This is a genomic window from Acidobacteriota bacterium (assembly GCA_022340665.1).
In the GTDB taxonomy this organism is placed as follows: Bacteria; Acidobacteriota; Thermoanaerobaculia; order Thermoanaerobaculales; family Sulfomarinibacteraceae; genus Sulfomarinibacter.
The window spans coordinates 1-19,218 of record JAJDNM010000059.1 but is presented as its reverse complement, the minus strand read 5'-3'; the positions used below and the strand labels follow the sequence as shown (position 1 = coordinate 19,218).

Below are 19,218 nucleotides of genomic sequence, written 5' to 3'. Positions count from 1 at the left end.
TAGAGCCCGGTCATCATCAGGAAGATGACGATCCAATACGGATAGAGCCCTCCGTCAAACATCTGTACGTCCCCGGCCGGCGAAAAGATAGAAAATCGTGGCCATGACCGAGGCAACTGTGATCCCAACCCCCAGCTCGACCAGGAGAATGCCCAGGTGCTGGCCGTGGACCGGATCGTGGGCGAGGGCACCGTAATCGAGGAAGTTTCCGCCCATCATGATCGCGTCGATGCCCACCCCGCCGTAGAGCAACAACCCGAAGGCCACGAGGATCTCGAGGACCCTTGGCGGAAAAACCCTCTGCGCCGCGTCGAGTCCGAACATCAGGGCGTAGAGAATGATCGCTGCGCCGAAAATGACTCCCGCCTGGAAACCCCCGCCCGGTCCGTAGTCTCCGTGGAACTGGACGTAAAGGGCGAAGAGCATGATCATCGGAATCAGCAGCTTGGAGAGGACACGAAGGATGACATGGCGGATCACCGGGCCGATCCTCCGCCGTCCTGATCTTCATCCTGCCGATAGTGCCACCGGTAGAAGGTTCTGGCACCACCGAGCAGCAGCATCACACCGACACATGCGGTGAAGATCACCGTGGTTTCGCCCCAGGTGTCGTAACCACGGTACGACGCCAAGATCGCCGTCACCATGTTAGGAACGCCAATTTCGTGGTCGGTGCGCTCGATGTAGTAATCGGCGACGTGGTGATGGATCGGAGCAGCCGGGTCACCGTAGCGTGGCATGTCGAAGGTAGCGTAGATCAATGCTGCACCGGTAATGATGACCGCCACCAGCGCCATCGGCTGGGGCCTTGCGAAGCGGGTACTCTCCCGGCTACTGGTCAGAGACAGGGTCGCGAGCATGAGGATGGTCGAAATCCCGGCTCCAACAGCCGCTTCTGTGAAGGCAACGTCCACTGCATCCATCACGGTGAAGAGCGAAGCCGAAATCAGACTGAAGATCCCCATCAACATGACCGCGGCAAACAGATCTCGGAGGCGAATAATGGCGATGGCGATCACCGCCAGGAAGGTGAAGAGGACGATATGGACGAGCTCAATCATTCCCGTCCCCGACTTTCAGTTCGCGTCCAAGCATCGGCTCCAGACCGCGAAGGTACGCCGCCTTGGCCAACGCGTGGCTCGCCAACGGGCTGGTGACTGCGAGGAAGAAGACCAACACGACCAGCTTGACCATGACCAGACTCCATCCGGCAGTGAACATCAGGCCAACGAGCACCAGCCACGCGCCCATGGTGTCCGTCATGCCCGCCGCATGGATGCGGGTGTAGAAGTCCGGCAAACGGATCAAGCCGATGCCGCCGATGAGCAGGAAGATGGATCCCGAGAGAATGCACACCCAGCTCAAGATCTCGGCAATCGACGCCCAACTCACAGGCTCTCCTCCTCGTCTTCCTCCATTCCGGCCAGGTCACCGAAGCGCGTGAACTTCATCACCGCGATTGTTCCAATGAAATTCATCAGGGCATAGACCATGGCCAGATCGAGGAAATCGGGCCGACCGGTAAGGAATCCGTACACGGCGATCAGGAGAACGGTTTTGGTGCCGAAGCTGTTGACCGCCAGAACCCGGTCGAAAACGGTCGGGCCGGCAATCGACCGGAAAAGGGTCATCATCATGCAGACCAGGAGAGCTGCCGTCGCCACGCCGAACTGGTCGATCACGGTCCCTCTCCCTCGAGCCAGGTCACGCGGCGATCCATTTCGCCTTCCAGAAGGGCGTCGGCAACATCGTTGGCGATGGCGTGAACCACAATGTGTGACCCGTGAACACCGATCGATACCGTGCCCGGGGTGAGGGTAATGGAATTCGCGTAGATCACGCGCCCGAGATCGCTCCGCTGGGTGGCTTCCGCGTCAAAAAGGCGGGGGCTGATATTTGTTTTGGAGGGACTCAGGACCCGCCGGGAGACATCGAGGTTGGCCTTGAATATCTCTTTGAACAACCACGGCCCATACACCAATGCGCGCGGGATGAGCCGGATCGGCAAGCCTTCGCGATCGACGATGCCCATCCGCCAACTCAGGAGGACCACCAACAACGACGAGGCGATACCGAAGCTGATCAGGAGAGCGGTGTAATGACCGGAGTTCAGCAGCCAGACGGCCATCAATACGACGAACAGCAGGACACCGCACAGGGCAGACTCACCACGCGGTGCCCGCCACGGTTGATCCTGTCCGCCGAACAGACCCACCCGCTGCCTCCCTCATTACTGCGACCCCGCAGTCTCATAACAACCGCACCGGAATCGCAACGCCGCATAGGATAACCCATCCAAAACGGATTTCGGGTTTTGGACTTTGGATTTCGGAATTGTCTCCCACCCTACCTGAAGTTCGCGCCGATCAGCCTGGTTGCTGGGTGCTGGTCCGGATCAGGTGGTGCCGGCTCTATTCAATCCACCCCGGACCCCGATCAGTACCTGCATACCCTTCCGTTTCGTCATCTTGTGCGGAGGTTCATCACCGTGATTCGTCGACCGTGGTCGACCTCGGTTGACCGGCCGGGGGGTTGACTGCAACGCCGCCCGAAAGCTCGTTTCGTTCAAAGATTTCTAGGAAATCTAGTATTTTTCTAGAAATATTCAAATTTTTTCTTGACAAACATAGAGTTGAGACCTATATTCAAGTTCGAGGAGGAACGATGAACACCAACGAAACCACCGCATGGGACTTCAATTCGGCCGAGCTGCCCTACTACAACCAGCTCTACAAGACCGCCCTGCGCATGACGCGGTCCGTCGCCGATACCGAAGATCTGATCCAGGAAACCTACCTCAAGGCCTATCGTTACTACCAGGGTTTCGAGGAGGGCACGAACCTCAAGGCGTGGCTCTTCCGGATCATGAAGAACAACTTCATCAACACCTACCGCAAGAAACGGGCCACGCCGCAGCACCTCGAGCTCGACGAGCTTCGCGACGTCGGTGATGAGCTCTCGGCAGCCGAACTGAGCCTCGGGGAGGTGGGACCCGAAGCCGAGGTGGTAGCTGAAGAGATGGATGTGGACATCGCCAAGGCCATCAACTCACTCCCCCACGATTACAAGATGGCTCTGCTCCTGGTCGACATCCAGGGCCACACCTATCAGGAAGTAGCCGAGATTCTCGCCGTTCCGGTCGGGACCGTCATGTCTCGTCTCTACCGGGGTCGGGCAAAGATCGAAAAAGCCCTGCTCACCTTCGGCAAGGAGAACAACTACATCACCAGTGCGCCGGAGAAACTGCGCGATGCCAATATAGACCTCGAGAGCATTTTCGGTGCCTAATCAGAACATCCCCGGTGGGGGAGCTTTACCACGGCAATCTGTCAAGGTCGACGTTTCCTCCCGAGACGATCAGCCCGACGCGCCGGTCGGTGAAGCGCCCTGGGTGTTCCAGGACAGCCGCCAGCGGCACCGCACCTGACGGTTCGACGACCAGCTTCATGCGCTCCCACAAGAGTCGCATGGCGTGAATGATGGACTCCTCGCCGACCGTGAGAATTCCCTCGAGGTTTTCGCTCAGGATTCGAAAGGTCCTCTCACTGAGCGAGGTGAGCAAGCCGTCAGCAATGGTTTTCGGTTCCACCGAAGGGTAACGGGTCCGGTCGCGCAGCGATCGATAGGCGTCGTCCGCGCCCGCCGGCTCGCACCCCCAGATGGCGATGTCCGGTCTCGACGAGGAGACCGCTATCGCAGTTCCCGACATCAGGCCGCCGCCGCCGACCGGAGCCAGAATGAAATCGAGATCGGGCGCGTCGGTGATCAGCTCCAGCGAGGCGGTGCCCTGGCCAGCAATCACCATCGGGTTGTCGTACGCGTGGATGAAGGTGGCGCCGGTGCGCGCAACTACCTCCTCGAGTGTGTTTTCGCGAGCCTCGAGAGTCGGCTCGCACTCGGTAATCAGGGCACCATAGCCAGCCACTGCAGCCTTTTTGACCGGAGGTGCCGACGATGGCATGACAACGTGTGCGGGAACACCACGCAGTGAAGCGGCATAGGCGAGGGCAGCCGCGTGGTTGCCGGAGGAGTGGGTGGCGACGCCGCGAGCGGCCGATTTCTCGTCCAACAACAGCACCGCATTGGTCGCGCCGCGAGCCTTGAAGGCACCAACCTTCTGCAGGTTTTCACATTTGAAACAGAGGCGCCCTCCGGCAATGCGATCGATCTCCCTCGAGGTCATCACTGGCGTTCGGTGCACGTGGCCATGGATGCGCTCAGCCGCTGCCAGCACGTCTTCAAATGTGGGATCACCCTTCATGCCGGCCATCCTACCGAGGTTTCAAGGTATTCGTTAGAACGTTTGAAGGCTCAACGTTTGAACGTTGGGAACTCAACGCGCCGCGAGAAACGGCACTACGGTGTCCACGAAAGACATCGTTCTACCGCTCCAACGTGCAACGTACTAACCCGCCCGATGGACCGCGAAAATGACCTGATCGCGGTACGCGCCGCGCTTCCAGTAGCGTTCAGGCACGCGACCGACTTCCCGGTAGCCGGCGGAGGCCAACATTGCCAGCGACCGGGTGTTATCGGCTATCACAGTAGCGATCAGCAGGCGCAGGCCGAGAACTTCGAAGGCGTAACGGTTGCGTACCTTGACGGCGTCGGTGCCGAATCCCTTGCCCCACAGATCCCGGCGACCGACGACACTGCCCGACACCGCGACCCGGCTCTGCCAATCGATGCTCCGCAGGCCCGAGAAACCTATGTGCTCCCCCTGGAGACTTTCGACCGCGAACTGGGCGCTGGCTTTGTCCTGGCGATCGGCCGCACGGAAGAACTCCTCCTCCGCCCCTCGAGTCAGCGGCCAGTCGCCGGTTTCCAGCCATTGAGTGATCTGTGGATCGTTGAACCATTTGAGTGCGTTTCCGAGGTGCCTCTCGCGGTCGAGCGGCACCAATCGTATCTTGTTGCCTTCCCAGCCGTAGGTCATTGCGGACTCCGTTCGCGTTCAGTTGATACACGATACTCGATTCTCGATTCTCTATTCTCGATTCGCCCACAGATCACACAGATTTCTTTGGTGTCGACCTCCATTCACGTGTTTCATCGTCAGGTAGCGAGGGTCAAATTTACGGGTTATCCGGCATCGAGCATCAAGCATCGAGTATCTGATCTGCTCGACGACATCCCGGACTTCAGCCCTCACAGGTCGTGAACAGCACTGAATCTCCCCGTTCAAGTCCCGTCGCATCCGCCGCCGAGCCGCAACTGACCGCCAACTCGAGATAGCCCGATGATCCCTCGAGGATCACGACCTCCTCCGGTCCCGCTTCGCCGTAAGTGTCAACTCGCCTCGAGGCCTGCCCGGCTGGCCAACCGGCCGCGATGATCTTTGGAGCGTCAGCTCCGTGGACATTTGTCACCAAATTGCCGAAACGATCCACGTGCAGGATCACGCCTTCGACGCCGGCAGCCGTCACCGCCGGTGCCGGCAACGGGCACTGCACGAGGGAATCCAGGGCGATCTCCTCGCCGAGCTCCCGCGCCATGCCACCGTTCGCAAGCCGGGCGGCTGCCGGGGCAAAGAGGTCGCGCCCATGGAAGGTCTTTGACGGCTCGGTCAGGCCCGCATTCCGCCAATCGAGATCGATCGCAGAGATCGCTCCGGGGATCGCGTCGGCGAGCCCGTTATCGGGCGCCAGGATGGATCGTGAGCCCACCGTGACGACCACCACCCGCCGGTTCGTCCCCACACCGGGGTCGACGATGGCCATCACGACGCAGTCGCCCGGGAGGTGGGGCCAGGCACATTTGAGCTGGAAGCACGCTCCAAAGATGTCACCCGCCTCGAGGCTGTGACCGAGGTCTATGCGGACAATTCCTGGCGCCTCTCGTTCGAGCACTGCATGCAGCACACCGACGTAATGATCCTCGATACCGAAGTCGGTAAGCAGCGCAACCGGACGCATGTGGTCACGCTAGCACGAACGTTAACAAATTCTGAATTTTGAATTCTGAATTTTGAATTCCCGCGCATCCTCCCAGGGTATTGAGAGTCCGAGGGGGTGGGAGGGAAATCCGAAATCCGAAATTCGAAATGCGTGTGCGAGCGGCATTCCGAATTCCGAGCTCGATTCAAAATCCGTCGTGTTCAGTCCGTTCGATGATCTCGTTCTGGAGCTCGCGAGAGACATCGCAGAAGTAGTCCGAGTAGCCGGCGACACGGACGATCAAATCGCGATGACTCGAGGGATCGGCCTGGGCTTCACGCAGGGTCTCGGCAGTGACTATGTTGAACTGCACGTGGTGGCTGTCCATCCCGAAATATCCCCGCACCAAACCCGCGAGCATGGCAATGCCGCTCGGACCCTCGAGGAGCCGCGGCGAGAACTTCATGTTGAGGAGGGTGCCGCCCGTCTCGAGGTGGTCCATCTTGGCCGCAGACCTGAAGACTGCGGTCGGACCCTTCCGGTCCGCTCCCTGGACCGGTGAAATTCCCTCCGACAGGGGCTGGCCGGCGCGGCGTCCGTCCGGCATGGCGCCCATGACTGCGCCAAAGTAGACATGGCAGGTCGTCGGCAGCATGTTGATGTGGTACTCACCGCCCCGCAGGTTGGGCCGTCCCTCGACCACATCGTGATAGGCCTCGAAACACCGCACCATGATCTCGTCCGCGCGATCGTCATCGTTGCCGTAGCGCGGTGTCTTGTTGAGAAGACGTTGTCGCAGGATCTCTCGACCTTCGAAATCGTTGTCGATTGCCTCCAAGACTTCGGCCATGCCCAACGACTCCGAATCGAAGACGTGGTGCTGGAGGACCGAGAAGCTGTCAGTCAGGCTGCCAATGCCGACACCCTGAATGTAGCTCGTGTTGTAGCGGGCGCCTCCGGCGTTGTAATCACGCCCGTTCGAGATGCAGTCGTCGGTGAGCACGCTCAAGAACGGCGCCTGCGCCCAGTCAGCAAACATCTGTTCGAAAATCAGGTTGCCGCGATATTTGACGTCGATGAAATGCCTGACCTGAGTCCGCCACGCGTCAAAGACTTCATCGAACGATGAAAAACCTCGCGGGTCCCCGGTCTCTGGTCCGAGTCTTTTCCCGGTCCGCGGGTCGACTCCGTTGTGGAGCGCGAGCTCCAGCATCTTCGGCAGATTGAAATAGCCGGTCAGGATGAACGCCTCCTTGCCGAACGCGCCCGTTTCGACGCAGCCGGAGGTGCCGCCTTCCCTCGCATCCTCGGCCGTCTTGCCCTGCCGCACCATCTCCTCGACCACCGCATCGGAGTTGAATATCGACGGGAACCCGTAACCCTTACGAATCACCTCGAGGCCAGCCTCGAGGAAACGCTCCGGATTCTTCCGCGAGAGCTGGATGTTATTGGACGGCTGCAGGAGGTGCATCTCGTCGATGACCTCCAACAACAGGTAGGAAACATCGTTGACCGCATCGGTCCCGTCCGGACGAACGCCGCCGATGTTGATATTTGCAAAATCGGTGTAGGTGCCGCTCTCCTCGGCGGTGACACCGACCTTGGGTGGCGCCGGGTGATTGTTGAACTTCACCCACAGGCATTCCAACAGTTCCTTTGCGGTCTCGCGATCGAGGGTGCCGTCATCGATTCCCGTCGAGTAGAACGGTTCGAGATGCTGGTCGAGGTGCCCCGGGTTGTACGCGTCCCATCCGTTGAGCTCGGTGATCACCCCGAGATGGACGAACCAGTAGGCTTGGAGCGCTTCCCAGAAGTCACGCGGGGCGTGCGCCGGCACCCGCCGGCAGATCTCGGCGATCCGCTGAAGTTCGGCGCAACGCTGCGGATCCTCCTCGGCCGAGGCAATTGCCTCCGCCTTCTCGGCATGGCGCTCGGCGAAGAGGATGATCGCATCAGCGACGATGTCCATCGCCTCGAGCTGATCCCTCTTCTTGAGAGCCTCCGGATCGGAGGCGATGTCGAGAGCAGCAGTTGCACGTGCAATCTCCGACTTGAAGTCGAGCATGCCCTTCTCGAAGATCTTGCCGTCGCCTACCGTATGGCCAGGTGCACGCTGTTCCATGAACTCCGTGAAGACCCCCGCCGCAAAAGCCTCGTGCCACTCGTCCGGCAGCAGATTGAATATCCGGTCCCGGAGGGAACGCCCCCTCCAAAAGGGAATGACATCACGCTCGTAGCGCTCGATGTCCTCATCCGCTACGGAGTAGCTCGTCAAAGAACGGCTGTCGAGGATTCGGAGATCCTCGCCGCTGTGACAGGTAATCTCGGGATAGGTCGGCGTCGCCTTGGGTGCGCAGCCCCGCTCACCGACGATCAGCTCGTCATCGCCGATATAGATTGTCTTGTTGACACACAGATGATGGAAGGCCCTGGCTCGCAACACGACCTGTGGATATCTGCCGATATTCTCGCGGTAGAAATCCGTCAGTAGCACTGCCCGTTCAATCGAAACCGAGGGGTGCGTGTCCAGGCTTCTTTGTCTGAGTGTCCGCACACGGTCTTTCATGGCCTGACTCCAACGGTCACATCGAGGCGGTACTGCGACAATGCTTCGACAACCGCGTCGAGGGTTTCTTCTGCAGGGACCCGCAGAGAGCATTCCCCAATAGGCTCCTGCAACCGTTTCCGTTTGCCGAGCGCTGTGTTGTGGTAGGGCAGAACGATCACCGGGTGTCTGCGAGGCAGATCCTCGAGGAACTCCCCGGTTCGGGCGACATTCGCGCGGTCGTCGTTGAAGCCGGGAATCAGGGGCAGACGGATCCAGATCTCGACATCAGTTTCGCTCATCGCCAGGAGGTTATCGAGAATCAACCGATTCTCGACACCGGTCTCGGCTCGGTGACGTTCCGGGTCCATGTGTTTGAGATCATAGAGCACGAGACCCGCAAGCTGTGCCACCTCGAGGAGGGTCTTCTGCGGCGCCAATCCGCAGGTGTCCACCGCCGTATGGAACCCTCGCCTGCCGCATTCGCGCAGGCACTCTTCCAGGAACTCGGGCTGGGCGAGCGGTTCACCGCCCGAAAAGGTCACGCCGCCTCCGGACGCATCGTAGAACGGCCGATCACGCTCGATCTCATTGAGGAGTTCGCCAACCGTAATTCCGCGCCCGGCGATCTCGCGAGCTTCCGCAGGGCAGACACCGACGCACGATCCACACCGCGTGCAGAGCTCGCTTTCCCAGGCCTCTCCGGCCGGCGCCGCTCCACCAGATTCGATCGGGCAAACCTCGACACACGCCCGGCAGCCGATGCACCGTTCCTCGCTGATCATGAGGACTGAGGCGTCGTCGATGCCTTCAGGGTTGTGACACCACGAGCAGGCGAGCGGGCAGCCCTTGAGGAAGACCGTTGTTCTGATACCGGGACCGTCGTGCACCGAGCAGCGCTGGATATTGAAAATCTTTCCAATCCCACGCTCGACAACTGCAGAGAATGCGATCATAGCCATGGCGACCATTTCATAAGATGCTTCAAAACAAACATTTGGTCTAGTATGATTCACGAGGCTGAACTTCAGATTCAGCATAAACGGAAATGTTGTGACACCCGATCTCCGCACCCTCATCGAGGCCTCTTCTTACTCCGAGGCGCTCTTCGATCGGATTCCCGACGTGGTCTTCTTCATCAAGGACCGGGAGGCCCGTTACGTGATGGTCAATCGGACTCTGGTCGACCGTTGTGGCAGAAGGTCCAAGGAGGACCTTCTCGGCAAAACCACGCGGAGTGTGTTTCCCCCACCTCTCGGCGATCGTTTCTTCGAGCAGGATGACAGGGTCCTGCAATCCGGAATCGCGATATCACAGAACCTGGAGATGCACCTCTATCCGACCCGCCTCGAAGGCTGGTGTCTGACCGACAAGATCCCGATTCCCGGATCTGACGGACGGGTGGCCGGTCTCGCGGGAATCTCTCGAGACCTCCAATCTCCCGGTCGTGAGACCGACCACCTCGCCGAGGTGGCGGCGGCACTCGAGCACGTGCGATCCGGCTTCGGTTCGGCCCTTCGGGTGCAGGACCTGGCCGAGGTCTCGGGCCTCTCCGTTTATCAACTCAACCGCCGCCTGCGTGCGATTTTCGGGATCACGGCAAGCCAGTTCATCACCAAACAGCGGATTGACGTGGCGTCCGAAATGCTGAGGAGGAGCTTGGTCCCGATCGCGGATATTGCCGTTACCTGCGGATACTTCGACCAGAGCGCATTCTCGAGGGTGTTCCGAAGAACGGTAGGGCTGACACCGAGCCAATATCGAACTCGGCATCAATTTCGTTAGAACGTTACACGTTCGAACGTTGGAACGTTTGTTCCTCGTTTCAAGGCCCGTTCGAGCCGGAGTCCGTCGAAACGTTCAACGATTTGACGTGCAAACGTTTCAGCGTCCAAACGTCCGGTTTTCACCTTCGCCGTATAATGGAAGCTGCACCCGCAGTCCAGGAGACTCTGTATGGCCAACCCCGAACATCTCAACCAGCTGCGCGCCGGCCGGTGGAACGACTGGCGCAAGGCAAACCCGACCCTGGCGCCCGACCTGATCGACGCCGAGCTCACCGGGATGGATCTTCGGGGGCTCGATTTCACCAAAGCGCACCTCCGTGGGGCTGACTTCACAGGAGCGCAGCTCGACGGAGCCGATCTTTCACGGGCCATTCTCGAGGGAGCCCGACTGACCAATTCATCGCTGAAAGAGGCGAAGATTGAAAGCGTCCAGCTTGATTTCCTCGACCTCACCGATCTCGACATGTCGGGGTCCTCCCTCCACAGATCCACCCTGCGCGGCGCCAATCTGACACGAACCATCCTTCGCCGTGCTGATCTTTCGCAAACACAGATGGAGAGCGCCCTCTTCGACGAGGCCGACCTGTCCGGGGCGAAGCTGCAGGGGACGTCGCTGCGCGGCGGCCGGTTCGACGGCACAGTGATGCGCGGCATTCAGGGGGCGGCGGCCATCCTCGACGGGGTCGAGCTCGAAAACCTGAACATGGAAGGCGCCGATTTTTCAGAAGCTCAGGCCGACAACGCCCAGATCAAGAACTGCCGTCTGCAGCGGGCAAACTTTCGTGGTGCGGCGCTGAGGAATTCGAATTTCCACGGCTCCGTGCTTTGTGAGGCAATATTCGACGAAGCCCAGTGCGAGGGGGCGAGCCTCAGTCACACCGACCTGGAAAAGGTGAGCTTTATCCGCACCAACCTGTCGGGCGCGGATCTGCGCCACTCCAGCATCATCGGGGCTATCCTCGATGGCTGCAATCTGGTCAGCGCCCAACTCGCGGAACTCGACTTCCGATCGCCCAGCCTGGGGCGCGTGTCGTTCGCCCACGCCAACCTGCGCAAGGCCGTCTTCTCGCGCTGTGAGCTGCGCGCTTCCGATTTTCGCGAGGCAAACCTGGAACAGGCGGACCTCCGGCACGCGGTCTTTGAAGGCGCCAATCTGAGCCGCGCCAACCTAGTCGATGCCAGCGCCCGTCACGCCAACTTCAAGCAGGCGAATCTCGAGGATTCGGTCGCCCAGGGAGCCGATCTCTCCGGGACCAATATGATTCTGGTCAAGGCATCCGGCGCCAAGATGCTGGGAGCGGATTTTCGATTCACCGACGCCGTAGGCATCGATCTCGGACAGGCCGACATTCGCTATTCAGATCTGCGAAACGCCGATCTCACGAAAGCGAATCTGACCGGCACAAAGCTCTGGGGCTGCAAGGTCCGTAACACCAAACTGCCGTCCGCGGTCGGGCACCTCAAGTTGTTGCTCAAGCTCAGCCAGGTCTTCCAGGGAGTCGGGAAGCGAGCCGGCAAGGCGCGTGAATTGCGCGAGAAGAAACGCATCCGCCAAGTTGCGGAGCTGGTGCGGGAACGAGAGGCCGAACGCAAACGGCGAACGCGGTGACCAACATTTCCCGGCGCGCCCTCATCTTTTTCCTCGTCCTCGCTATTTTCGGGACCCAAGTCTCCGGTGAGGACGGCAATCCTGCGCTTGATGGCCTGCCGATTGTCGCCATCCATATCGAGAGTTCGAACATCTTCGACACCTCTGACCCCGACACCAACGCCTGGTTCTATCGCTGGGCCAACGCCCTGCACGTCGTCAGCAAGGAAGATTTCATCCGTTCGATGCTCCTGTTCGAGGAGGGAGATCTCTACTCGGCAAGCGCCGCCGCGGAAAGCGCACGCATTCTCCGCAGTCTCGGCATCATGAATCCGGTGGACATCATCGCCACGAAGTCCGGTGATGGTGTCGAGCTTCTGGTGAGGACGCACGACCAATGGACTCTCAAGGTGGGCGCCAAGCTCGGCATTTTCGGCAGCCGATCGAGCTTTCAAATCGACATCGAGGAGGAGAATCTCTTCGGCTGGGGGAAATATGCCGGTGTGGCCTACGAGTCCGACGACGAGCGGGACGGCTGGGCGATCCAGTATTTCGACCCGAATGTTTTCAACAGCCGGTGGCGGATTGGCCTGACCCATGCCGATTTCTCCGACGGTTTTCTCGACCGAATCGTGGTTGACAGGCCCTTCTACTCCCTCACGACGCCATGGACGTGGGGCGTTTCCGGAAGCCGCCAGAAGTCTGTAAATCACCTCTACTCGCATTCTGCGTCGGCCGTCGAAGGACTGCACGAGACCGAGGAGGTCAGCATCTGGGGAGGCGGTCGTCTGCCGGCGGGCGGCGACATCACCCGCCGCGTCGTGGCGGGGTGGGAGTACCGCAAGGACCTTTACTCGGACTGGATGCGTGAAAACACCGGTGAACCGTACCAGCCGCCCGAAGATCGTCTCATCGAGGGCCCTCGCCTGTCCTTCCAGCAGATAGCCGATCGATTCATCGTGGTTAGGGGTTTTCACGCTTGGACCGTGCAGGAGGACGTAGCCCTCGGACCCAACTTTGCGCTGAACAGCGTGTACTCCTCCCCGTCCTTTGGCGGCGACCGCGAACGTCTCCTCACGTCCGGCAACCTGCATCTGGCGAAGCTGTTCGGGAATTGGCTCGTCCTCGGCGATGCATGGTTTTCCGGACGGCTCGAAGACGGCCAAGCCCACAACCTGGTGGGCGGGGTCCAGATCGGCGCAGCTCAACTCGGCGTCCGCGGCTTGCGAACACGCTTGCTGGTCGAAGACTCGCGCCGCCTCGATCGCGACCGGCAGCTGGCGCTCGGCGCAGATCTCGGCCTGAGAGGCTGGGATCCGGACTTCTTCGACGGCACCGGCCGCGCCGTTTTCAACCTGCAGTGGCGTCGTCTGATCAAGGAGGATATTCTCAACCTGTTCTCGCTCGGTTGCGTTGTCTTCGGAGACGCCGGCATCACCTGGGATGCGATCGTCGGAGATGACACCGATGGGATCAAATTCGACGCCGGAGTGGGACTTCTCTTCGATCTCTCTCACATCGGCCGCAGCGCGCTGCTGCGGATCGACGCAGCGTTGCCGAGCGACGGTTCGGGAATCACCGTCACCGTCAGCACCTCGACGATTTTCGAACTGCCGCATCGATATCGTTGAGGCGAGGGCCATCACCGTGTCGTAAAATCAAAGAGGTGTCCATTCGTAACTCATTGCTCGTGCTCCTCTTCTGCTTGGCAGCATTTGCCGCCACCGCGGCGGGCGACGGTGATCGAACACCCGTTCACGACCCGTCAGTCACAGTTCGCATCGAGATCCGCGACCGCTCTGAGCTTGCCCGCCTGACCCGGATGATCAGCATCGAAGACGTGCGAGGCAACGAGGTCCGGGCTGTGGCAACTGCCCGTCAGCTTGAAGCCGTCGAAGCCGCGGGCTGGAGCTGGCAGATCTTGCCCGCACCAGTGAAGGCACAGAGTCCGACGATGTGCGGCGACGGTTGGGCGGAGGACGACAACCGATCGTGGAACTGTTACCCGTCCTACCAGCAGTACGAGGCCCTGATGCTGGGCTACGCTGCCAAATACCACAACCTATGCCGACTCGTCGAACTCGGCCCGACGGCGAACACCACCCGACCTCATCGGCTCCTGGCACTCGTCATTTCTGACAACCCCGACCACCAAGAGGACGAGCCGGAGGTGCTGCTCACCTCGTCCATGCACGGGGACGAAACGTCGGGTTTTGCGCTCATGCTTCGCGTCATCGATCATCTCATCCGGGACTACGGTGTTGACCCCGATGTCAGCTTTCTGGTCGACGAGACCGAAATCTGGATCAATCCTCTCGCCAATCCCGACGGCACCTACTTTCAGGGTGACGACACCGTGGCTGGCGCGATCCGATTCTTCACCACCGACACCGGAGCCGCATCGGCGGTCGATGCAAACCGAAACTTCCCCGATTTCAACGACGACAACCATCCGGACGGGAATCCCTGGTGGCCCGAAACCGAAGCGATGATGGCGCTCGCCGAAACCCGGAGCTTCGCCCTGTCGGCGAACTTCCACGACGGAGCAGAGGTCGTGAACTATCCCTGGGACTCCGTCCCGCGACGCCATCCGGATGACCTCTGGTTTCAGGCTCTTGCACGCGATTGGGCAGACTTGGCTCAAAGCGACAGCCCAGGAGGCTATCTCGTCGACTTCGACAATGGCATCACCAACGGCTGGGACTGGTACGAAACCCACGGCAGCCGTCAGGATTTCGTGACCTTTTTCCACGGCGGCCGCGAGGTCACGATCGAGCTCTCAAAGGCCAAGCTCCTGCGGTCGGAGATGCTGGACGACATGTGGCAGTGGAACCGGCGTGCGCTGCTCGATTTCGTTGCTCACGCCCACAGAGGGATCCGCGGTGTGGTGACCGATCCCAGCGGCAAGCCACTCGCAGCCACCATCAAGGTGCTGGGCCTCGACCGCGAAGAGGATGGCTCGAAAGCGCGAACCGATCCGGCAGTCGGCGATTTTCACCGGCTCCTGCTGCCGGGCCTCTACGACCTCAGAATCGAGGCCACCGGTTATCGTGCCCGGGAAATTCGAGCCGTTGCCGTGGTGGACGGCGAGGCGACCGAGATCGAGGTCGTTCTCAACCCGGTGTTGGTCCGCCGTCCGACCGGCCGCCGCACACCGGCCAGGGAGGGGAATGCGGCGCACGGCCTCCAGCGTTGACCGCCAGAGACGACGGCACACATCGAGGAGAACACCGGCATGAACACATCGGACGGCTTCAAGCCCGCGAGCCGAGATCGCGCCCTGATCCCCGAGCGGTACACATGGGACTTGAGCCACATTTACCCGGACTGGGACGCGTGGTCCGATGGGCTCGAGCGACTGCAGCAGCTGATGGACTCCTATGGAGAGCTCAAGGGCACCCTTGCGAATGGGCCGAAGCAGATTCTGAAAGCCAGCAGACTCTCCGACGAGCTCGGTCAGCTCGCGTATCGCGTCTACCAGTATCCAGCGCTGATGCAGAGTCAGGACACGCGCGACAACACCGTCCAGGCCAGGCTCGAGAAGGTCCGGCTGGCGCTCGCCGCCTTTCATCAGGCGACCGCCTGGTACACGCCGGAGCTGCTCGAGATCCCCGAAGCGACCGTGCATGAATGGCTCGACCAAGAGCCCGAGCTCGCCCCCTACCGTTTTGGCATCGAGGAGAGCTTCCGCATGCAGCGCCACGTTCTCGACGAGGATGGCGAGCGTCTGCTGGCCTTTGCCTCGACCTTCAACGGTACCCCCTCGCAGACCTACTCGATGATGGCCGACGCCGACGTCGACTTCCCCACCGTCACCCTGTCGGACGGCACCGAAATCGTTGCAAGCCACGCCAACTACACGCAGGGGCTTCACACCCTGCGCGAGCAGGCGGATCGCGAGAAGCTCTTCAAGGCGCACTTCACGGTCTATGACAACTTTCCGAACAGCTACGCCGCGATTTACAACGGGGTCCTGCAGAAGGACTGGTTCGTCGCGAGGTCGCGGCGCTACAAATCAGCGATCGAGGCAAAGCTCGACGACGACAATATCCCGCTCGCGGTTGTCGAGAATCTCATTGGCAAAGCGCGATCCGGCGGCAAGGCTCTCCAGCGCTACCACAGTCTGCGGAAGCAGATCCTCGAGCTCGACCGCTACCGCTACTTCGACGCCTACCTGCCACTGGTGGAGGTTGACTGGATGCTCCCGTACGATGATGTCGGACGCCGGATCGTCGCCTCGGTGGCCATCTTCGGCGAGGAGTACCAACGGACAGTCGAGCGATCGTTTTCCGAGCGCTGGATCGACGTCTATGAAAACGAGGGCAAACGATCAGGGGCATTCTCGGCCGGTGTGTACGGCGTCCACCCCTACATGCTGCTCAACTACGCCGACACTCTCAACGACGCCTTCACCGTCGCCCACGAAATGGGCCACACGATGCACACCGTGCTCTCCCACGAAAGCCAGCCCTTCGCCACCTCGTCCTATTCGATCTTTGTCGCCGAGGTGGCATCGATGACCAACGAATCACTCTTCCTCGACCGCCTGCTCGACGAGGAGACCGAACCGGCCCGCCGAGTGACCCTGCTCCAGCACGCAATCGACGACATTGCGGCCGGCTTCTACCGCCAGGCGATGTTCGCCGACTTCGAGCTGCGGGCACACCGGATGGTCGAAGGCGACGGACCGATCACGGCAGAGGTGTTGCAGGAAATCTACCTCGAGGTCCTCAATGATTATTTCGGTGACGCACTCGACGATCAGGATTGGTACCGGAACACGTGGGCACGGATCCCGCACTTCTTCGGCTCACCGTTCTACGTCTTCCAGTACGCCACCTCGAAAGCGGCAGCAGTGATGTTCCATCGACATATGACCGAAGGCGACGGGCGGACGCGGTCTGCCGTCGTTGAGGCCTATCTCGAGCTGCTGCGTTCGGGGGGAAACGACCACCCCATAATCCAGCTCCAGAAGGCTGGCGTCGATTTCTCAACCACTGAACCGACCGACGCCCTCGTCGCCGAGATGAATGGCCTCGTCGACCGCCTCCAAGACGAGCTTCAAGAACTGAGGTAGGGGCCTGACGAGAACCGCCCATCACGCAGGTCATTGAACGCTTTCTTGTCTCCGTTCATCTGCGTCGATCCGCGGCGTCTCTGGGCTCCGTGCACTCTATGCGTTTTCTTCACGCCCTCGTGGAGCTCGAACTTCACAAGGCGGCACTCGATCGAGCCGCTGAAGAGCGAGATATGTGGTTACGGTTCGATGGGGGTGTTTGTGTCGTCTTTCCGTATCTGTCCGAATTCCTGATTTCTCCGCGAATGCTGACCTCAGATGTCACAATTGCGAACAATTCTCAAATTGAGATTGTCATTGAATTGTAAAATTCGATGTTGTATATTCCGACAAGTGAGCGAATTCTCATTTATCGATGGATGTGGCAATCGCGCAATCACAAGTGGTTGAGGGAGGACGGAAAAATGATCCCGAAGTCAAGAATATATGGGTATGCACGGGTCGCTCTGACGGTGCTGGCGGTCGTCTCGGTCGCTGCGATCGTCCAGGCACAGGACCCAGTTGAAGTGTCCGTCGACGTGTCGGGCATTGCGGAGCCGGGTGGCAGCGTCCAGGCTACCGCCAACGTGACAATCAACGACGGCTCGACAGTACAGTCCACTTCGTGGATGCAGGTGGGCGGTGCCGAGGTCACGCTCAGCGGGACCAGCGGTCAGACGATAACCGTGACTTTCCCGAGTGAACAGGCTTACAAGGACTACCTTATACATGTGCTCATGGAGCCGCCGATCACCGAGGAGCAGCTACCGCCCAACGTGCCGCTGCCGGAGGGCGAGTTCCCGGCCGGTTTGCAGAACCGGTTCCAGGTCGTGGGCGTCAACCCGTTCGCCCTCGAACACACGGCGGCCACGGTTTTGGAGGTCACGGTAACGACCAGCTCGGGCACCTACCACGGTGAGGGAGACATCGTCGCCGCGGTCCCGTGGAAGGTCTCGACCGGTCTGCTCAATGTGCCGGTCGGAGTTCCGGTGCTCCTGCATGGCAAGGACCAGGACACCTATGACTGGACCCTGTCCGCGCCTGGCGGCTCCGGTGCGACGCTGATAGACGACTCGTCCCAGAATCCACAGTTCGTCCCGGATGTGAGCGGCCACTACTCGATCATGGTGACCGACAACGAAACAGATGAACTGATTACGATGCCGGTGTACGCCGGTACGTGGTTGGGAGTGATTGTCGATCAGGACGAAGAGGGTCGGCCAATCGCCGACAGCTCGTGCACCGGTTGTCACAACGACAAGGTCGCCGAGGACACCTTCACGCCGTGGGCACAGACGGGTCACGCCGAAATCTTCAGCAGCCAGCTCGACACCAGCACTCACTACGGTGAAGGTTGCTTCGCCTGCCACACGGTCGGCTTCGACCACACCGCCGACAACGACGGAGTCGATGAGGCGACGGATTACCAGGCCTTCCTCGATTCCGGCCTGATCAACAACCCCGGCGACAACTGGACGGCGGTGCTTCAGGAGTATCCGCACACGGCGAGGCTTGCCAACATCCAGTGCGAGAACTGCCACGGTCCACAGGTCGGCGGCGCGCACCTGCCGGACGATCCGGAGGGTGAGCCGCGAGTGAGCCTCTCGGCAAACGTGTGCGCCACCTGCCACGGCGAGCCGCTGCGGCACGCCCGATTCCAGCAGTGGCAGCTCAGCCCGCACGCTAACTACGAGCTGGCTATCGACGAGGGATCGAGCGGCAGCTGCTCGCGTTGCCACACCGGCAACGGCTTCCTGGCCTGGCTGCCGGTTCTCACTGGTGAGGAACCGGGCGATCCGCTCGATGACGTCGAGGTCACCTGGACCGAGGACGAGACCCACCCGCAGACCTGTCAGACATGCCACGATCCGCACGCCATCGGCACTACTACCGGCACCGGCACCAATGCCACGGTGCGGATCAGCGGCGACACGCCGCCGCTGATCGCCGGCTTCACCGCCACCGATGTCGGCCGCGGTGCCATCTGCATGACCTGCCACAACAGCCGTCGCGGCCTGCGAAACGACGACACCTTCAACCAGTATTACGGAACTTCGGAAGCGGCGCGTGCCCCGCACGGCGGTGTCCAGACCGACGTCCTGATGGGACAGAACGCCTATCTGGTCGAGGTTGGCCAGCGTGCCAACCACTCTCTGACCTCGAATGTCCAGGACACCTGCGTCACCTGCCACATGGAGGAGACGCCTCCGCCCCCGGACCTGGCCTACAACCTTGGCGGGACCAATCACACCTTCTACGCTTCCGCGGACATCTGCCAGAATTGCCACACCAACCTCACCGCGGACACAATCCAGGGGCCCGTCGAAGAGCAATTGATTCAGCTGCAGGACATGATCGAGAACGCT

17 protein-coding genes are annotated in these 19,218 nt (G+C 60.6%); 7 read left to right on the top strand and 10 right to left on the bottom strand.

Annotated elements, in window-relative coordinates; all coding sequences use genetic code 11:
* Window positions 1-54: 54 nt before the first annotated feature.
* Genes LJE93_07885 through LJE93_07865 form a run of 5 tightly spaced genes read right to left on the bottom strand, consistent with a single transcriptional unit; the run spans window position 55 to window position 2,215 of the window.
* Complete coding sequence (locus tag LJE93_07885; protein ID MCG6948816.1) at window positions 55-480, bottom strand: Na(+)/H(+) antiporter subunit B; 426 nt, start codon at window positions 478-480, stop codon at window positions 55-57.
* Window positions 477-1,061, bottom strand: a complete 585-nt coding sequence (locus LJE93_07880; protein ID MCG6948815.1) for a DUF4040 domain-containing protein — start codon at window positions 1,059-1,061, stop codon at window positions 477-479. Before LJE93_07880 ends, LJE93_07885 begins: the two co-directional genes overlap by 4 nt.
* Window positions 1,054-1,392, bottom strand: a complete 339-nt coding sequence (mnhG, locus tag LJE93_07875; protein MCG6948814.1) for a monovalent cation/H(+) antiporter subunit G — start codon at window positions 1,390-1,392, stop codon at window positions 1,054-1,056. The genes LJE93_07880 and mnhG overlap by 8 nt, the downstream gene beginning before the upstream one ends.
* Complete coding sequence (locus LJE93_07870; protein MCG6948813.1) at window positions 1,389-1,637, bottom strand: pH regulation protein F; 249 nt, start codon at window positions 1,635-1,637, stop codon at window positions 1,389-1,391. The genes mnhG and LJE93_07870 overlap by 4 nt, the downstream gene beginning before the upstream one ends.
* Before the next feature lie 41 nt (window positions 1,638-1,678).
* Window positions 1,679-2,215: a Na+/H+ antiporter subunit E gene (locus LJE93_07865; protein ID MCG6948812.1), complete on the bottom strand. Its 537-nt coding sequence runs from the start codon at window positions 2,213-2,215 to the stop codon at window positions 1,679-1,681.
* Between the two features lie 449 nt (window positions 2,216-2,664).
* Between LJE93_07865 and LJE93_07860 the strand changes: the two genes are divergently transcribed.
* A complete protein-coding gene (locus tag LJE93_07860; GenBank protein MCG6948811.1) occupies window positions 2,665-3,288 on the top strand; it encodes a sigma-70 family RNA polymerase sigma factor in 624 nt (207 codons plus the stop codon).
* 25 nt (window positions 3,289-3,313) lie between these two features.
* Here LJE93_07860 and LJE93_07855 read toward each other — a convergent pair whose 3' ends face one another.
* The 5 genes from LJE93_07855 to LJE93_07835 all read right to left on the bottom strand — a co-directional run bounded on the left by LJE93_07855 (window position 3,314) and on the right by LJE93_07835 (window position 9,383).
* The gene (locus LJE93_07855) at window positions 3,314-4,261 is read right to left on the bottom strand and encodes a threonine/serine dehydratase (protein ID MCG6948810.1); all 948 of its coding nucleotides are present in this window, start codon (window positions 4,259-4,261) and stop codon (window positions 3,314-3,316) included.
* Window positions 4,262-4,405: 144 nt separating this feature from the next.
* Entirely contained in the window at window positions 4,406-4,936 is a 531-nt protein-coding gene (locus LJE93_07850; GenBank protein MCG6948809.1) for a GNAT family N-acetyltransferase, read from the bottom strand.
* A gap of 205 nt (window positions 4,937-5,141) precedes the next feature.
* Window positions 5,142-5,915, bottom strand: coding sequence for an SAM-dependent chlorinase/fluorinase (locus tag LJE93_07845; GenBank protein MCG6948808.1), 774 nt, complete (start codon window positions 5,913-5,915; stop codon window positions 5,142-5,144).
* A gap of 166 nt (window positions 5,916-6,081) precedes the next feature.
* Window positions 6,082-8,442: a glycyl radical protein gene (locus tag LJE93_07840; protein ID MCG6948807.1), complete on the bottom strand. Its 2,361-nt coding sequence runs from the start codon at window positions 8,440-8,442 to the stop codon at window positions 6,082-6,084.
* Window positions 8,439-9,383, bottom strand: coding sequence for a glycyl-radical enzyme activating protein (locus LJE93_07835; GenBank protein ID MCG6948806.1), 945 nt, complete (start codon window positions 9,381-9,383; stop codon window positions 8,439-8,441). The genes LJE93_07840 and LJE93_07835 overlap by 4 nt, the downstream gene beginning before the upstream one ends.
* Window positions 9,384-9,474: 91 nt before the next feature.
* On the opposite strand from LJE93_07835, the gene LJE93_07830 reads away from it, so the two are divergent.
* The 6 genes from LJE93_07830 to LJE93_07805 all read left to right on the top strand — a co-directional run.
* The gene (locus LJE93_07830) at window positions 9,475-10,206 is read left to right on the top strand and encodes a helix-turn-helix domain-containing protein (protein ID MCG6948805.1); all 732 of its coding nucleotides are present in this window, start codon (window positions 9,475-9,477) and stop codon (window positions 10,204-10,206) included.
* A 171-nt stretch (window positions 10,207-10,377) separates the two neighbouring features.
* On the top strand, window positions 10,378-11,817 hold the full coding sequence (locus tag LJE93_07825) for a pentapeptide repeat-containing protein (GenBank protein ID MCG6948804.1): 1,440 nt from the start codon (window positions 10,378-10,380) through the stop codon (window positions 11,815-11,817).
* Window positions 11,814-13,427, top strand: a complete 1,614-nt coding sequence (locus LJE93_07820) for a hypothetical protein (GenBank protein MCG6948803.1) — start codon at window positions 11,814-11,816, stop codon at window positions 13,425-13,427. The genes LJE93_07825 and LJE93_07820 overlap by 4 nt, the downstream gene beginning before the upstream one ends.
* Before the next feature lie 35 nt (window positions 13,428-13,462).
* Complete coding sequence (locus LJE93_07815) at window positions 13,463-14,992, top strand: carboxypeptidase regulatory-like domain-containing protein (protein ID MCG6948802.1); 1,530 nt, start codon at window positions 13,463-13,465, stop codon at window positions 14,990-14,992.
* Between the two features lie 39 nt (window positions 14,993-15,031).
* Window positions 15,032-16,873 carry an oligoendopeptidase F gene (pepF, locus tag LJE93_07810; GenBank protein ID MCG6948801.1) on the top strand — a complete coding sequence of 614 codons (1,842 nt, stop codon included), beginning with the start codon at window positions 15,032-15,034 and terminating at the stop codon, window positions 16,871-16,873.
* A 404-nt stretch (window positions 16,874-17,277) separates the two neighbouring features.
* On the top strand, window positions 17,278-19,218 hold a 1,941-nt coding region (locus tag LJE93_07805), incomplete at its 3' end, for a hypothetical protein (GenBank protein MCG6948800.1).

Bases quoted from the DNA above. Each gene is read 5' to 3' on its own strand.
- LJE93_07880 (MCG6948815.1), bottom strand. From the start codon at position 1,061: ATGATTGAGCTCGTCCATATCGTCCTCTTCACCTTCCTGGCGGTGATC.
- LJE93_07870 (MCG6948813.1), bottom strand. From the start codon at position 1,637: ATGATGATGACCCTTTTCCGGTCGATTGCCGGCCCGACCGTTTTCGAC.
- LJE93_07860 (MCG6948811.1), top strand. From the start codon at position 2,665: ATGAACACCAACGAAACCACCGCATGGGACTTCAATTCGGCCGAGCTG.
- LJE93_07855 (MCG6948810.1), bottom strand. From the start codon at position 4,261: ATGAAGGGTGATCCCACATTTGAAGACGTGCTGGCAGCGGCTGAGCGC.
- LJE93_07850 (MCG6948809.1), bottom strand. From the start codon at position 4,936: ATGACCTACGGCTGGGAAGGCAACAAGATACGATTGGTGCCGCTCGAC.
- LJE93_07845 (MCG6948808.1), bottom strand. From the start codon at position 5,915: ATGCGTCCGGTTGCGCTGCTTACCGACTTCGGTATCGAGGATCATTAC.
- LJE93_07840 (MCG6948807.1), bottom strand. From the start codon at position 8,442: ATGAAAGACCGTGTGCGGACACTCAGACAAAGAAGCCTGGACACGCAC.
- LJE93_07835 (MCG6948806.1), bottom strand. From the start codon at position 9,383: ATGGCTATGATCGCATTCTCTGCAGTTGTCGAGCGTGGGATTGGAAAG.
- LJE93_07825 (MCG6948804.1), top strand. From the start codon at position 10,378: ATGGCCAACCCCGAACATCTCAACCAGCTGCGCGCCGGCCGGTGGAAC.
- pepF (MCG6948801.1), top strand. From the start codon at position 15,032: ATGAACACATCGGACGGCTTCAAGCCCGCGAGCCGAGATCGCGCCCTG.